The sequence below is a fragment of the Enterobacter sp. MGH85 genome, from assembly GCF_001037655.1.
In the GTDB taxonomy this organism is placed as follows: domain Bacteria; phylum Pseudomonadota; class Gammaproteobacteria; order Enterobacterales; family Enterobacteriaceae; genus Enterobacter; species Enterobacter intestinihominis.
Genome location: NZ_KQ089925.1, coordinates 4,376,640 through 4,391,807 on the forward strand (window position 1 = coordinate 4,376,640; position 15,168 = coordinate 4,391,807).

The following is a 15,168-nucleotide window of genomic DNA, read 5'->3' on the forward strand; positions in this document are numbered from 1 at the left end:
TGTACCCTAGCCATAAAAATAATCATAGAATGCATTAAAACCTTCATTACCGATAAGAGGCGCAATTCTTTTCCGCAACTCATCAATAAAGTCACCTTTCACTTCGTCATTATCATCTGCTATATCAAAGATACCGTATTGACCATATACCAAATCAATAAGCTCAGCTAATGAAAATATAAATCCAGAGAGACTGCTAGCTATTTTAAATGGTTCAATTACATCATAACTAGCATAGACAGAGGTATTCCCTTCTTCGATAACCGCAATTAAAGGTTTACCTCCACCTAAATCATCACCAATAACAAGATAATTATCCGGTAAGTATTCATAACCACTTTGAGCCTTCGAGAGCTCACTGATAGAGTGAATTTTAATTGGCGTGAAGCCTGTTTCAATGTTTAATTTTTCCGGATTGTAATTTTTATATAAGTAATCAACATCTGTGGAACGAGGTAGGTTGGTTGGAAATGCATTGTCCAAGTCATTAACGGTATTGAAATTTCCGGATACCGAGTATTCATTACAAATAACGGCTAGTTGCTTCAACGCCTCTTTAATCCCTCTCATCAGCCCTCCCTAAAGTATCTATGATTACACTCCACATAGTGAGTGAAAAATATACTTTCCGCAACATACTTCCGTTCAGAATAATATCAATTAATAAAAAACAGGCGAATTTTTCTTTTCGCCCGCCATATTTCACTTATGTTGTGCACAAAGCAATAACAAGATAGTTGGCTCCTCACCAAATAAAATACTTCTATTATTTACCTCTTGAATTGACAAAAGAAAATCATGCTTCAATCCCTCATTCAAATTGTTGATATTACTTATCTTAAGTAATAAAAACTCGTCTTGCTTTAAGTTTAAAGATGTCATCCCCTCTTCTGGGAATCGCAAACTAGTCAGGCAATCTATGAATGCATGGAAATTATTACCATAGAAATCAGGAAAGCCAAACAAGTGCTTAACCCTATCATGAAATTCTGTAACATCATTTATTTCTTTAAAGTCAATAGATAAAGTAATTACTTTCATTACTTCCATCCTCCCAGACCGATCTCTATGAAAGTGTTGTAATGGTCGTGACTATAAAATGCTTGACCTGTTTTTGTATCCACAACTATACGCCTGGCTCCTCGATTTCCTACACCAGGTGTTTTTACTGTCCATTCTCTATAAGGACCGCTTCCTGTATTAAGGCGCTGACTATCTGGTGAAATTTTGAAATTATTTTCAAAAGGTATTCCATCACGAGGAAAAGCTGGTCTATTCAATTTAATATTATCGATTGTTTTTTGTACTTCCCTCATTTCTGAGGCGGTCATTTTATGCCCCCATTTTTCGTTTACAACAGCATGAAATTCTTTAGGATTCTTTGATGAATGAGAACATTTAAGACCCAGCGGATCAATCCACCCCAACGGATTCGGCGCATACTGATATAGGTTCCACCCACCATTCAACCCAATCGGATCCTGCACAATAAACCGCCCGACCTGCGGGTCGTAGTAGCGGAACAGGTTATAGTGCAGTCCCGTCTCACCGTCAGCGTACTGCCCGGCATAGCGAAGCGGCTGGTGTGCCATCGCTGTGCGATTCACAACCCGTGAGAACCCTTCGCTCTGATGGCGCACCTCGCCAAAGCTGCCGTACTGGCCGCTCCAGCGCACCGCGCCGCGCTCGTCTGTGACCTCCAGCGGAGCACCGTTCAGATCGGTATTGAACCAGTAAATCTCACCGCTGCTCTGGTCACGAAGGTGATCCACCCGCGCCAGCGGGCTCCAGGCTTCATTCGGGTCGTATACATAGGTGCTGCGCAGCCCGCTCTCCTGCTGCTCCTGCAACAGGCGGTAGCCCTGCCACAGGAAGCGGGTGTCGGTGGTGCCGTGCGTCGTGGTGACGATTTTGCGCGTACGGCGGCCCAGCGCGTCGTAGTGATAGCGCGCCTCAAACCGCCCTTCCGGCCCGGTTCCCCGGGCGGACACCAGCCGGTTCTCGGCGTCATACGCGTAATGCTGCTCATACAGCCCGTTGCGGCGGCTGACCAGGTTGCCCCAGTGGTCGTATTTCATGAAAAGCGCCTGCCAGTGCTGGAGGCGGTTATCCGTGACCGGTGCCGCAGCGTCACTGGCGGCGAGGTTATCCGCGGCGTCGTAGCTGAACTGCGCGCGGCTGTGTCCCTGTCGGGCCTCGTAGTGCTTCAGCAGACGCCCTTCGGCGTCGTAGCCGTAGTCCACCTCACCGCGCAGTGTATCGCTGACGCCGGAAAGCTCACCGCGCGCGGTGTAGCGGTACAGGCGTTCCAGTAGCGCCTGCTCCGGCAGGGTCACGTCCGTGCTCAATTCGCTGCGCTGCAGGGTGCGTCTGCCGAGACTGTCATACTGACGGAGCTGCTCGCGCGCGCCCTGGGTGCGGCGCACTTCGCGATGCAGGCGGTCGCGGGTGAACTCGGTCACCAGCTGCTGCCCGAAGCGGATGGCGCTGACGTGGCCGGAGCCGTAGTGCAGCCAGGCCAGCTTTTGCTCGCCGGGCAGCGTCAGGCCGGTCAGGTTGCTCATCGCATCCCATTCATAGCCCACCTCGCCGTTAATGCCGGACTCGCTCAGCACGCGTCCGGCGGCGTCGTGGCGGTAAGCGATCTCATCGCTTTCGATACCCAGGGCAACGCCTTCGGCGGTTGGCGTGCGGCGGATGCGGGTAATCTGGCCGCTCAGGTCGCGGAAGTAGCGGTACTCCGCGTGGCGCTGAGTGCGCCCGATCAGCAGCCCGCTGTCGTCATAGCTGAACTGCTGGACGCGACGGGCGATACCGCCGTCGGCGGCAGGCCGTCCGTTTTCTTCGAGCGCGCAGAGGAACCCTCGCGCGTCCCATTCCATATGGCGCACGGTCTCGTCCGGGCGCATTTCGCTGAGCGGGTGGCCCACGGCGTCATAGGTGAAGCGGTATTCCGCCCCGTTGCCGTTATCGAGCCGCAGCAGGTTACCGCGCGGGTCGTAGCGCCACTGGCGCACGCGGCCAATACGGTCGGTAAGGCTGACCGGGAGGCCGAGCGCGTTATAGGCCCAGCTCACCTCGCTTTCCAGCGGGTCGCGCCAGCCCGTGAGCTGGCCGCGTTCGTTCCAAACCAGCGACTCGCGGCTACCGTCCGGATGGATCACGGCGCTGAGCAGCCCGGCACGGCTCCACTCCCGCCGCGTGATATTCCCTTCTGCATCTTCGCTGGCAATCAGCTGCCCGAAGCGGTCGTAGGTGAAGCGGGTGACGCTGCCGGAGCAGTCGGTGCGCTGCGTCAGCAGCCCCTGGTGGTTCCAGACCAGGCGCACCACGCCGCCGATAGCGTCGGCGATGCTCTCCGGGAGGAATTCTTCATCATCGGGATAGCGATACGCGGTGGTGCTACCGGCCGGATCCGTCTCCGACAGCAGTCGACCGCGAAGGTCGTACATGGCCTGCGATGAGGTACCGTCCGGGTAAACCGTGCGGGTGATGCGGTCGGTCAGGCGATGCCAGTGATACTCCGTGCGGCGGCCCGCCGGGTCCGTCTCGCTGGTCATGCGGCCGTATTTGTCCCACGTGCTGCGGCGCATCGCCCCGCCCGGCAGAATGACGTGGCAGAGCTCGCCGTCCCGGTAGACAAACGTCGTCTGGCGACCGTCGTAATCCGTGAAGCGCGCGACGTTGTCGTCGTCATCCACCAGCCAGTGCGCCTGCGCGCCGTCTTCGCGGGTCGCGCGGCGGGTGCCGTTCTCAAAATCGTATTCGAACGTCAGCCGTTCGCCGCCGCTATGGCGGAAGCCGACCACGCGCGGCAGGCCGTCAATCTCCCGCCAGCGGTATTCGCTCAGCAGGCCGTTGGCGTCCTCATGAGCGCTCATCAGCCCGTCCTGCCAGCTGAAGCGTCGGCGCACGCTACCGCCCCGGCCGGTCACGGAGACCAGCTGGCGCTGTTCATCATAAGCGTAACTGACCAGGCAGATCTCGTCATCCAGCCAGGCGCCAACGAGCCTGTCGCGGTCGTAGCGGCAGACCACGCGCTGGCCCGCGCTGTCGGTCAGGGCATGCAGGGTATTATCCGCATTCCACTCAAAGAGGATATCGTTGCCGCAGGGTTCGGAGAGGCGCTGGAGCAGCGACGGGGCATCATCCCGCAGCGGCGCATAGTGCCAGCGCTCGCCGCTAACGTCATACACCGACCAGCTGTCGTCCTGGTGATGTTCAAGCCAGTTTTTTTCGCTTTCGCAGTAGGAGCGCATCCCTTTCGGGACCTTCGGGAAGGCGACGTAATCGCCGGACGGTGCGCGCCACACCAGGCCGTCCTGATAAGGCTCCAGGCGGCTTTCCCAGAACAGGCTCCATCCGCGGCCCAACACGCTGTCGCCGGGATTGCCGCTGCGCCAGTAGCGCTGCCAGCGCACCGGAAGACGGGAAGGCAGGACGAAGTCCAGCTCATCATCCCCGCTGAGAAACTTCTGTCCGCTGACGATATCCACCGGGCGGGCGATGATCCCCGCGGCCGCCACGCCGGTCATCAGCGTGCCGGCGCGACAGGCGATACGGGCCAGCTTGTTGATGCCGGGGATTTTGCCCAGCAGCTTAGAGAGCGCTCCGACTTTGCCAGCGGCACCGCCCCAGCCGCCGAGAAGCCCGGCGAACAGCAGGGTAAGATCGGAGACCTTGTAGAGCCACTCGGGCACTTCAGACTGAATGGGGAGGGTTTGCTGCGGATCGCCGCCGATAATGACGTTGTCCGAACCGGTCATCACCTTCGCGTCGCAGGTGGTGCGATCCCCGATGCGTGACGCAGGCTGGCTGTTAATGGAGACTCGCTTAGAGCCTTCGGCCATCTGCTGCGAGCCGTCGTCAGAACAGTCGACGGTGCTATCGGTGGCAAGCGCGGCGGGTTTACCGTTGATAAACACGTTGGGCGAGCCGGAGGTGATGACGCCTTTCTTCGTCATGCTGGATGCCCCGGCGTCGGCGATGCTGTCCCTGGCGGCAGTCGCCAACTCCCCGGTGTAATATCCCACGGCCAGGCTGGCGCCGACGAGCAGGACGCCCACGCCAAGACAGGATGCGCCGAGACCGGCAATAAACATGGCCCCCGCCAGAATGCCCCCGGCTGCGGCAATCAGGCCACCGACAATCGTTCCGGCAATCATCCCGGCCAGCGCACCGGAGTGGCCGATATCATCACCAACGCGTGCTGCTTCAAACATAACAACGGTCCCTGAAGTTAATGGTGGAAGCGGAAGCTCCTGAGAAGATCGCCAAACAGCACGACGTCGGCATCGCCCGGCGCGCGGGTGCAGGTCATAGTGAACACCAGGATTTTATCGCCGTCGACGTTAAACACGGCCTGCTGCTGCCAGATGCGTTTCCCGTCGCGCAGGTAGCTGGCATGGACGGTTTCACCCTGTAAAAGGCTGTCGCCCAGCGTAGCGGTGCTGCGCTCACCCTGCTTCCAGCCCTTGATGTGCTTTGCCATCAGGGCGAGCTGGCGATCGATATACGCGGCAAGCGCTTCGCCGGGGTTGAGGGCATCGCGGGAAATGTTGAACGCGGGCGCATCCGCTGCAGGCGGCGCGAAGACATTGACGGTACGGTCCTGATAGCCCTCAGGAAAAGCAATCATTCCTTCATTAAACAGGCACTGCGAAGATGGTTCTGACATTGAGCGGGTCCCACCACATTTTTTCAGAAGCGGTAAGTTTCGCATATGTGTTTAAGGCTGACTATCCCCAGATTATTGCTCCACCGTCACGCTCGCCGAACGGAAAAACAGCGGCCGTTAGCCCGGCCCCTCGCTCCCCGCCGCCAGCAGCGGCACCACCACGTCGCTGATGGGCACCGCAATACCATGCCTGCGGCCATAGCGCTGGATCACGCCGTTACGAATATCCCACTCCATCGGGCGATCGGCCTGACGGTCGGCAAGGATTGACGTGCCTAAATCCTCGGGCGCACGCTGGAAGTTCGCCAGAATCTCCTGGGCCACCGCATCGTCCAGCTTCGCCCCTTCGGCGCGGGCGACGGCAAGCCCCTCGCGCAGGTAGGCCAGCGCCAGTTCGCTGATATCCTCGCGTCTGAACATCCCGGCGCGGCGGTTGGCCAGCACCATCAGCCCGGCGACCGCGTTTTGCAGCAGCTTGCGCCAGGCGACGGTGGTGAAATCTGTCGAGAGCTCAACATCACAGCGCGTCCCGCGAAGCGCCTCGACCACCCGCTGCGCCTGCGGCACGTCCGGTAGCGTCAGACGCGGTTTTGCCCGCAGCCAGACGGAGGCGTCCGGCTCGCGCTGCGCCGGGAACCAGACCACCGACGGCAGCACCGTTGCGCCGTTGACCAAAGGCGCAAGCTGGGCTTTCTGCTCCACGCCATTTTGCAGCGCGCAGACCACGGTGTTTTCATCGCACAGGGCGCGCAGCCACCCGGCACTGTCGGCATTTTGCGTCGTTTTTACCGCCACAAAAACGAGGTCTACGGGGCGCGTAATGACGGTGGGATCGGTGAGTACCGGACCGGGCACCACAGTTTCATCCTCATCGTGACGCAGGCGTAATACCGGATGCGCGGTGCGACCGCACAGCAGCGGCGTACGGCCCGCGTCATGCAGCACCGCGGCAATGGTGGTGCCAATCGCACCGGGACCAATCAGCGCAATGGTTGGATAGTCAGACATGGGTCACTCCCCTTTTGCTAAGCCTGCTATCAGTTATACCACCCTGAAAAGAGCGCGCCACGCCCATTGTCTATACTCAACACATAACAGACAACGGAGTGCGCCATGCCCTTACCCGATTTCAAGTCCTCTGAACCTTATACCCTCGGCATTGAGCTCGAACTCCAGGTGGTTAACCCGCCGGGTTACGATCTGAGCCAGGACTCCTCTGCCCTCATCGCCGCCGTCAAAGACGACATCAAAGGGGGCGAAGTCAAACACGACATCACCGAAAGCATGCTCGAAATCGCCACCGGCGTATGCCAGACCATCGACCAGGCGGCGGCCCAGTTCTCCGTGATGCAGCAGAGCATCCTACGGGCGGCGTCGGAGCAGCACATCCAGATCTGTGGCGGCGGCACGCACCCGTTCCAGAAATGGCAGCGGCAGGAGGTGTGTGACGACGAGCGCTATAACGTCACGCTGGAGCGCTTTGGCTATCTGATTTTGCAGGCGACGGTGTTCGGCCAGCACGTGCACGTGGGATGCCGAAACGGGGACGACGCGATTTACCTGCTGCACGGCCTGTCGCGCTTCGTGCCGCACTTTATCGCCCTCGCCGCGTCGTCGCCTTATATGCAGGGCACGGACACCAAGTTTTCCTCGTCGCGGCTCAACATATTTTCCGGGTTCCCGGATAACGGCCAGATGCCGTGGGTCAACAGCTGGCAGGAGTTCGAGGGGCTGTTCCGCCGCCTGAGTTCCACCAGCATGATCGACAGCATTAAGGATCTGCACTGGGACATCCGCCCCAGCCCGCACTTTGGCACCGTGGAGGTGCGGGTGATGGATACGCCGCTGACGCTCGGTCACGCCATTAACATCGCCGGGCTTATTCAGGCGACGTCGCACTGGCTGCTGACTGCGCGGCCCTATAAGCATCAGGAACGGGATTTTCTGCTGTACCGCTTTAACCGTTTTCAGGCCTGTCGCTACGGGCTGGAAGGCATTCTGACGGACGTGCATACCGGCGAGCACAAAACCGTGGCGGAGGATATCGCCTGGCTGCTGGAGCAGGTTGCACCGTCGGCCGAGAAACTCGGCGCGACGAGCGCCATCAAGGAAATTGCCCTGCTGTTAAAGCAGGGCAAGAGCGAGGCGCAGCGCATGCGGGACTTTATCGCCGATGGCGGCTCGCTGATTTCTCTGGTGCAGAAGCACTGTGAGCTGTGGGCGACGAGTCCGTAAGGCCGTGCCCCCATTCGCGAAGGCGCTGGAACAGCACGAACAGCGCCGGGATGAACACTATCCCCACCACGGTGGCTACCAGCATGCCGCTGAACACCGTGGTGCCAATGATACGGCGGCTCTGGGCACCCGCCCCGGTCGCCAGCATCATCGGCAGGACGCCTATGATGAACGACACGGCGGTCATCATTACCGCGCGGAAGCGGCGCGATGCCCCTTCCCGCGCGGCATCGACAATCGCCATTCCGTCCATACGCCGGGCGCGGGCAAACTCCACGATCAGGATCGCGTTCTTGGCGGCGAGGGCTATCAATAGCACCAGACCAATCTGCACGTACACGTCGTTGGCATAGCCTGCCAGCCACAGCCAGACCAGCGCTCCGCCGATGGCGAACAGCACCGAGAGCATCACGCTCGCCGGCAGCGTCCAGCTCTCATACTGGGCGACGAGGAACAGCCACGCCATCACCACCGCCGCCAGCACAATCCATATCGCCTGATTCCCGGTCTGCTGCTCCTGATACGACATGCCGCTCCAGGCGTAGTCGTACCCGGCTGGCAGGTTTTCCGCCAGAATCTCGCCCATCGCCGCCATTGCGGTGCTGCTGCTCACCCCTTCCGCTGCCGAGCCGCTCACCGATACCGACGGGAACTGGTTGTACTGCTGAATAAATGGCGCGCCGACGGTCGGCGTGATGGTGACGAGGTTGCTCAGACGCACCCGCTCGCCGCTGTTGCTGCGCACGAACAGCTCGCTGATTTGCTCTGCGCGCTCGCGCCACTGCATCTCGTTCTGCATCACCACGTGGTAGACGCGGTTGTTGACGCTGAAATCCCCGGCGCGCGTGCCGCCAAAGGCGGTTTGCAGGCTGCTGAAGATGCGCGACACCGGCACGTCGAGGCGGGCCGCGCGCTCACGGTCAACGGTGAGCGTCATCTGCGGCACGTTGCTGCTCCAGGTGGTGAACACGCGGCTCAGCTGCGGGTGCTGGTTGGCTTTCGCCAGCACCTCGCGAGTTACGCGCTCCAGCTCCGCCGGGCTCTGCCCCGCCTGTGCCTGAATGCGCAGATCGAAGCCGGAGGCGTTGCCCAGCCCCGGCAGCGTCGGCGGTGCAAAGGTCATGATGGTGGCTTCCGGCAGGGCCAGCAGCTGGCGCTGAAGGGTGCCCATCACCTCATCCAGCGGCGGACGCTCGCTCCAGTCTTTGAGCATGATGGAGATAAACCCGCCGTTCGATGCGCTGGTGCCGTTGAGGATGTTAAACCCGGAGACCTGAATCACGTCTTCCACCGCCGGGTTTTTAGCGATCAGCTCGCGCGCGGTGGTCATCACCGCTTCGGTGCGCTCCAGCGAGGCTGCCTCCGGCAGCTGGACGCTGGCGAAGAAGTAGCCCTGATCCTCCTGAGGCAGGAAGCCCTTTGGCATCGACATAAAGCTGAATACCACCACCGCCGCCGCGCCTGCGGTGGCCAGCAGCGCCAGCCACGGACGGAGGTTGAACACGCTCACGATCCGGGTGTAAAGCGTGCGCGTGGCGTCCAGCCCGCGGTTGAACCCACGGAAAACGGCGGCGGGCTGTGCCGGACGCGGGCGCAGCAGCATCGCGCAGAGCGCGGGCGTCAGGGTCAGCGCCACGAGGCTTGAGAGCGTGACGGCGGTCGAGAGCGTCACCGCGAACTGGCGGTACAGCTCGCCCACGATCCCCGGCAGGAGCGCCACCGGTACAAACACCGCCAGCAGCACCAGCGTGGTGGCAATCACCGGCCCGGCAATCTGACGCAGCGCCAGCGCGGTCGCCGCCGTGCGGCTCTGCCCTTCCGCCATCAGCGTTTCGACACTCTCCACTACCACGATGGCGTCATCCACCACCATGGTCAGCGCCAGAATGATGGCGAACAGACTGAGCGTGTTCGCGGAGTAGCCGAGCGCGTAGAGCACCGCAAAGGTGCCCACCAGCGACACCGGAATGGCAAGGGCGACAATCAGCGTCGCGCGCCAGCTTTGCAGGAACAGGGACACCACGACCACCACCGCCAGCATCGTCAGCGCCAGCGAGACGCCAATCTCTTTGATGGTAGCGGCCACAAACGAGGTGGTGTCGAATTTGACTTCATAGACCAGATCGTCCGGGAAGCGCGTGGATAACCGTTCCAGCTCCGCGCGCACCGCATCGGCCACGCGCAGGGCGTTAGCGGACGGCGTCGGGTAGATGCCAAGGTAGGCGGAGTCATGCCCGTTCAGCTGCGCGCCCGAGCTGTAGCTGCGCGAGCCAAGCTCAATGGTGGCGACGTCCTTCAGGCGCACCAGCTGGCCCATCTCCCCGGTGCGGATAATGATGTTGGCAAAGTCGTCGGCCTGGTTTAAGCGCCCTAGCCCGTTGATGGTTAGCGTCTGCTGCTGGCCGTTAAACACCGGCGGCGTGCCGACCTGGCCTGCCGCCCCCTGCACGTTCTGCTCGCGCAACGCCTGCGCCACGTCATCGCTGGTCACGTTCAGGGCATTCATGCGGTCCGGACGCAGCCAGATGCGCATGCTGTAGTCGCGCGCGCCAAACATCTGTACCTGCCCGACGCCCGGCAGACGCGACAGCGCCTCGCGCACCTGGGTGCTGGCGTAGTTGCTGACGAACAGCGGCGTGTGGGTGTTATTTGGTGAGTAAAGGCTTACCCCCATCATCAGGTTGGTGGCGCGCTTGCGCACCTGCACGCCGTTTTGCTGCGCCTCGGTCGGCAGCTGCGCCACGGCCTGCGCCACGCGGTTCTGCACGTCTATGGCGGCGAGATCCGGATCGGTGCCCGCCGCAAAGGTGATGTTCAGGCTGTACGTGCCTTCGTCCGAACTGGTGGACTCCATATAGAGCATATGATCCACCCCGTTCAGCTGCGTCTCCAGCGGCGTGGCGATGGCCTCCGCCACGTCAGCCGAGCTGGCGCCCGGCCATGACGCTGACACATTCACGACCGGCGGTGTGATCTGCGGGTACTGCTCCACCGGAATAATCCTCAGCGCGATGGCCCCCAGCAGGGTGATGACCAGCGCAATCACCATCGCAAAGCGCGGGCGTTTGATGAAAAACGTCAGCATGATGGCTCCTTAATTCAGTATCTGAACGGCAGCGCCTGGCTGCACGCGCTGCGCACCGTCAGTAATTGCTCGCTCACCGGGCTTAACGCCGGAGGCAATCAGGAACTGCTGGCCCATCTGCCCGGCGACCTTAAGCGGACGCATTTCGGCTTTATCCTCGGCGTTAACCACCCAGGCGAAGAACCCGTCGCCATTCTGTTGTACCGCAGCGGCGGGCAGGGTCAGGACAGGCTGCTCGCTTGCCGGACGCAGGTAGACGTTCACATTGCCGCCGGGCAGCAGCTGATGGCGCGGGTTGGCGAACTCGGCGCGCAGCATCACGCTGGCGGTACGCGGGTCGATGCGGTTGTCCACGGAGGTGAGTTCCCCGCTGACGCGCTGGCCGTTGCTGTCAATCAGCGCCTGCCAGGCCTGCTTCATGGCGCTGATATCCGCATGCTGTCCGGCTTTGGTGGCAAACGCGCCCTCTTCCAGCGCAAAGGCGATGCGGATCGGATCGAGCTGCACCACCTCTACCAGCACACCGCTGGCAGGATCCACCAGGCTGCCGACGTGAAAGTTGCTGTGCCCCACGCGTCCGTCAATCGGTGAGGTAATGCGCGTGTAGTTGAGGGTGACGCTGCGGGTGTCGAGACGGGCTTTCGCCTGCTCCAGCGCGGCGCTGGCAACGTCGCGCTGCATGCGGGCGTTGTCCACGTCGTGGCGGCTGATGGCGTTGCTGCTGCCCAGGCTTTCGAAGCGGGACAGCTGCTGCTGCGCCTGACGCAGCGTGGCTTCGGCGCTTTTCACTTCGGCCTGCGCCAGGCGCAGGGCGGCGCGCGGCTCGGCGTCGTCCAGCTCGAACAGCACGTCACCTTTTTTCACGTACTGGCCGTCGCGAAAGTGGATTTTGGTGATGACGCCTTCCGTACGCGCGCGCAGTTCAACGGTGTGAATCGCTTCAATGCGACCCGGGATCTGACGTTCGGCGGCGTGGGCGGTCTGCTCCACGGTGGCGACACGCACGGGAATGACTGCGGCGAATGCGGGCGGCAGGGTAGCGGCGAGGAGCGCGAACAGAAGTGGGAGTTTCATGGGAGTACCTCAGTATTTTCCCCTCACCCTAACCCTCTCCCCAAAGGGGAGAGGGAACTTGAACACCCTCTCCCCTTTGGGGAGAGGGCAGGGTGAGGGATAAGGTTTTAGTTATGCAGCCTTACGGAACCTGCGGGTCAGTCGCTTCTCGATTTCGACGACGAAGAACATCACCCCCGCCACCGCCAGCGTCACGAACCAGTAGCGCAGCGGCAGCGCTTCGGTGCCGAACAGCATCTGCATAAACGGCAGGTAGATGATCGCCGCCTGGAGCAGGAACAGTACGCCCGTTACCAGCCAGATCCCTTTGTTCGCCAGCAGGCCGCGGTTCAGGGAGAACCCTTCGGTGTTGCGGCAGTTAATCATGTACACCCACTGGGCGCAGACCAGCATCTGGAGCAGCACGGTGCGGATGAACTCCGCGCTGTGCCCGCGCGGGGCCAGCCAGGCTTCCAGCGCAAAGGCGGCGATGGCAATCATGGTGCCGACGAAAGCCACGCGCCATACGGCGTAGGCGTCCATCACGTGCTGCCCGGTCTGACGCGGCGGGCGGCGCATGATGTTGCGCTCGGCGGCCTCGAAGGCCAGGCCGAAGGAGAGCGTGGCGGAGGTCGCCATGTTCATCCACAGGATCAGCACCGGCGTCAGCGGAATGATGTTCCCCGCCAGCAGCGCAATCACAATCAGTAGCCCCTGCGCCAGGTTGGTCGGCATGATGAACAGAATGGTCTTCTTCAGGTTGTCGTAAACGCGACGCCCCTCTTTCACCGCGCTGGCGATGGTGGCGAAGTTATCGTCCGTCAGGACCATGTCCGCCGCCTCTTTGGTGACTTCCGTGCCTTTGATGCCCATCGCAATACCCACATCCGCCTGACGCAGCGCTGGCGCATCGTTCACGCCGTCACCGGTCATGCCGACGATTTCGCCTTTGTCCTGTAACGCTTTCACCAGGCGCAGCTTATGCTCCGGGCTGGTACGGGCGAAGATGTCGTACTTCACCGCCGCTTCGGCCAGCTCCGCGTCGTCCATCTTCTCCAGCTCATAGCCGGTGACCGCCTGCTCGCTGTTAGTGATCCCCAGCATCTGGCCTATGCTCATCGCCGTCTGCGGGTGATCCCCGGTGATCATCTTCACGCGGATCCCCGCCTGCTGGCAGGCGTTAATCGCCTCAATCGCTTCCGGACGCGGCGGATCCATCATCCCGGCAATGCCGAGGAAGATCAGGCCGTGGCTCAGGTCGTCGTGAGTCAGTGCCTGCTCACCGTTCGCTGGCCTGAACGCCGCGGCGACCATGCGCAGCCCCTGACGCGCATAGCGCTCCATCTCCGTTTCCCAGTACGCGCGGTCAAAGGCTTGCGCACCGTTGCGGGTCTGCTGCTGCTCACACAGGGCGAAAATCACGTCCGGCGCGCCGGTGATCAAAATCTGCTCCTCACCGCCAATCTGGTAGTGGGTGCTCATGTACTTGTACTGCGAGTCGAACGGGATCTTGTTGACCAGGGTGGTCTCGACCGGTGCGAGGTGGGCTTTTGCCGCCAGCACCTTCAGCGCGCCCTCGGTCGGGCCGCCGGTGATGCCCCACAGGCCGCGCTCGTCCTGAATCAGCTGGCTGTCGTTACACAGGTCGATGGTGCGCAGGTACTGCTCCAGCACGGTGCCCGGCTGGATCTGCACCGGCTCGTCGCTGCCTTCGAGGTAGAGGTTGCCCACCGGCTCGTAGCTGTTGCCGTCCACGCGATAGCACGCATCGGCGGTAATGATGGCTTTCACCGTCATCTCGTTCATGGTCAGGGTGCCGGTTTTATCCGAGCAGACCACGGTCATCGCGCCCAGGGTTTCAACCGTCGGCAGCTTGCGGATAATCGCCCGCTTACGCGCCATCGCCTGTACGCCCAGAGAGAGGATGATGGAGATAATCGCCGGCAGACCTTCCGGTACGGAGGCTACCGCCAGGCTAATCAGGGAGAGCAGCAGCTCGCCCATCGGGATCTCGCGGAACACCAGGCTGAAGACAAACAGCGCGGCCATCATCGCCAGAATGATGGCGAAAATCGCTTTGCCCAGCTTGTCCATCTGCACCAGCAGCGGGGTGCGGTGCTTTTCAATGCCCGCCATCATCTGGTTGATGTGGCCGAGCTCCGTATCCTTACCGGTCGCGGTGACCAGGCCAACGCCACCGCCCGCGCTTACGGTCGTCCCGGAGAAGACCATATTGGTGCGGTCGCCCAGCGGCAATTCACCGCTCAGCGGATTAATGTGTTTATCCACCACGGTGGATTCGCCGGTCAGAATTGCCTCTTCCACGCGTAAATTATGCGCTTCTATTAAGCGCATATCCGCCGGAATACGATCTCCTGCGCGCAACACAATAATATCGCCCGGGACGATTTCCGTCGTCGGGATGGTTTCATGGTTACCATTACGAATAACGCGCGCCTCGCTGGAGAGCATATTGCGAATACTCTTCAGGGATTTTTCTGCGTTACTTTCCTGAATGTGGCCAATTAAGGCATTGATTACCGCCACGCCCAGGATAACCAGCGTATCAACCCAGTGTCCCATTACAGCCGTTAATACGGCGGCCGCCAGCAGGACGTAAATCAGGACATCGTTAAAATGCGCGAGAAAACGCAGCCAGCCCGGCTTGCCTTTTTTCTCCGGCAGCGCGTTCGGGCCATGCTTCTGCAAACGCGCCTGCGCCTCGGTGCGGTCCAGACCATTCGCCTGGCTCTGCGCCTGAGCAAGCACCTGCTCTACGGTCTGCTGGTACGCCTGCCCGCCTGCGGGTGGCATATTCTGCGAGAAATTTTTTTTGGTCATGGTATTTTTCCTTCAATATCCGGTGGACGGAAGCCGGAATTCCTTTCTGGCTTTAAATAATTCATTTTTAAGTCTTGCGGGTTAAATTGATCTACCGCAATATATTGACTACCCGGTTATTCAAAACTGATTAAAATTATTTCGACGCGTTGATTTTTACAAAATATTTCTAAACCAACACTAAACGAGGAGGAAGCATGTTTGGTATTTATCGCGGGCGGCGCCTGGCGTTATACATTGTCGCAGCCATTGTTATTGCGACGTTAATTGGATATAG

9 protein-coding genes are annotated in these 15,168 nt (G+C 60.3%); 1 reads left to right on the forward strand and 8 read right to left on the reverse strand.

Going from position 1 to position 15,168, the window contains the following annotated elements; all coding sequences use genetic code 11:
- Positions 1-6 precede the first annotated feature (6 nt).
- From SK51_RS20825 to SK51_RS20845, 5 genes are all read right to left on the reverse strand, one after another.
- Positions 7-570 (reverse strand): hypothetical protein, encoded by a 564-nt coding sequence (locus SK51_RS20825; RefSeq protein WP_023305642.1) that lies wholly within the window; start codon positions 568-570, stop codon positions 7-9.
- 132 nt (positions 571-702) lie between these two features.
- On the reverse strand, positions 703-1,041 hold the full coding sequence (locus SK51_RS20830) for a barstar family protein (protein ID WP_023299531.1): 339 nt from the start codon (positions 1,039-1,041) through the stop codon (positions 703-705).
- Positions 1,041-5,222, reverse strand: coding sequence for an RHS repeat-associated core domain-containing protein (locus tag SK51_RS20835; protein ID WP_082193729.1), 4,182 nt, complete (start codon positions 5,220-5,222; stop codon positions 1,041-1,043). Before SK51_RS20835 ends, SK51_RS20830 begins: the two co-directional genes overlap by 1 nt.
- A gap of 17 nt (positions 5,223-5,239) precedes the next feature.
- Positions 5,240-5,677, reverse strand: coding sequence for a DcrB-related protein (locus tag SK51_RS20840; protein ID WP_023305635.1), 438 nt, complete (start codon positions 5,675-5,677; stop codon positions 5,240-5,242).
- Positions 5,678-5,794: 117 nt separating this feature from the next.
- Positions 5,795-6,685: an oxidoreductase gene (locus SK51_RS20845; protein ID WP_023299515.1), complete on the reverse strand. Its 891-nt coding sequence runs from the start codon at positions 6,683-6,685 to the stop codon at positions 5,795-5,797.
- A 105-nt stretch (positions 6,686-6,790) separates the two neighbouring features.
- Here SK51_RS20845 and SK51_RS20850 point away from each other — a divergent pair, with 105 nt between their 5' ends.
- Positions 6,791-7,912: a YbdK family carboxylate-amine ligase gene (locus tag SK51_RS20850; protein WP_022647338.1), complete on the forward strand. Its 1,122-nt coding sequence runs from the start codon at positions 6,791-6,793 to the stop codon at positions 7,910-7,912.
- Here the strand turns inward: SK51_RS20850 and SK51_RS20855 are convergent.
- From SK51_RS20855 to SK51_RS20865, 3 genes are all read right to left on the reverse strand, one after another.
- On the reverse strand, positions 7,842-10,997 hold the full coding sequence (locus tag SK51_RS20855; protein ID WP_023305632.1) for an efflux RND transporter permease subunit: 3,156 nt from the start codon (positions 10,995-10,997) through the stop codon (positions 7,842-7,844). The two genes, SK51_RS20850 and SK51_RS20855, sit on opposite strands and share 71 nt — an antisense overlap.
- Positions 10,998-11,006: 9 nt before the next feature.
- Complete coding sequence (locus tag SK51_RS20860; protein ID WP_023305631.1) at positions 11,007-12,071, reverse strand: efflux RND transporter periplasmic adaptor subunit; 1,065 nt, start codon at positions 12,069-12,071, stop codon at positions 11,007-11,009.
- A gap of 111 nt (positions 12,072-12,182) precedes the next feature.
- Positions 12,183-14,891 (reverse strand): cation-transporting P-type ATPase, encoded by a 2,709-nt coding sequence (locus SK51_RS20865; RefSeq protein WP_023299512.1) that lies wholly within the window; start codon positions 14,889-14,891, stop codon positions 12,183-12,185.
- Positions 14,892-15,168 lie beyond the last annotated feature (277 nt).

Excerpts from the sequence above, each read along its gene's own strand:
- SK51_RS20825 (WP_023305642.1), bottom strand. The coding sequence starts at position 570 with ATGAGAGGGATTAAAGAGGCGTTGAAGCAACTAGCCGTTATTTGTAAT.
- SK51_RS20830 (WP_023299531.1), bottom strand. The coding sequence starts at position 1,041 with ATGAAAGTAATTACTTTATCTATTGACTTTAAAGAAATAAATGATGTT.
- SK51_RS20835 (WP_082193729.1), bottom strand. The coding sequence starts at position 5,222 with ATGTTTGAAGCAGCACGCGTTGGTGATGATATCGGCCACTCCGGTGCG.
- SK51_RS20840 (WP_023305635.1), bottom strand. The coding sequence starts at position 5,677 with ATGTCAGAACCATCTTCGCAGTGCCTGTTTAATGAAGGAATGATTGCT.
- SK51_RS20845 (WP_023299515.1), bottom strand. The coding sequence starts at position 6,685 with ATGTCTGACTATCCAACCATTGCGCTGATTGGTCCCGGTGCGATTGGC.
- SK51_RS20850 (WP_022647338.1), top strand. The coding sequence starts at position 6,791 with ATGCCCTTACCCGATTTCAAGTCCTCTGAACCTTATACCCTCGGCATT.
- SK51_RS20855 (WP_023305632.1), bottom strand. The coding sequence starts at position 10,997 with ATGCTGACGTTTTTCATCAAACGCCCGCGCTTTGCGATGGTGATTGCG.
- SK51_RS20860 (WP_023305631.1), bottom strand. The coding sequence starts at position 12,071 with ATGAAACTCCCACTTCTGTTCGCGCTCCTCGCCGCTACCCTGCCGCCC.
- SK51_RS20865 (WP_023299512.1), bottom strand. The coding sequence starts at position 14,891 with ATGACCAAAAAAAATTTCTCGCAGAATATGCCACCCGCAGGCGGGCAG.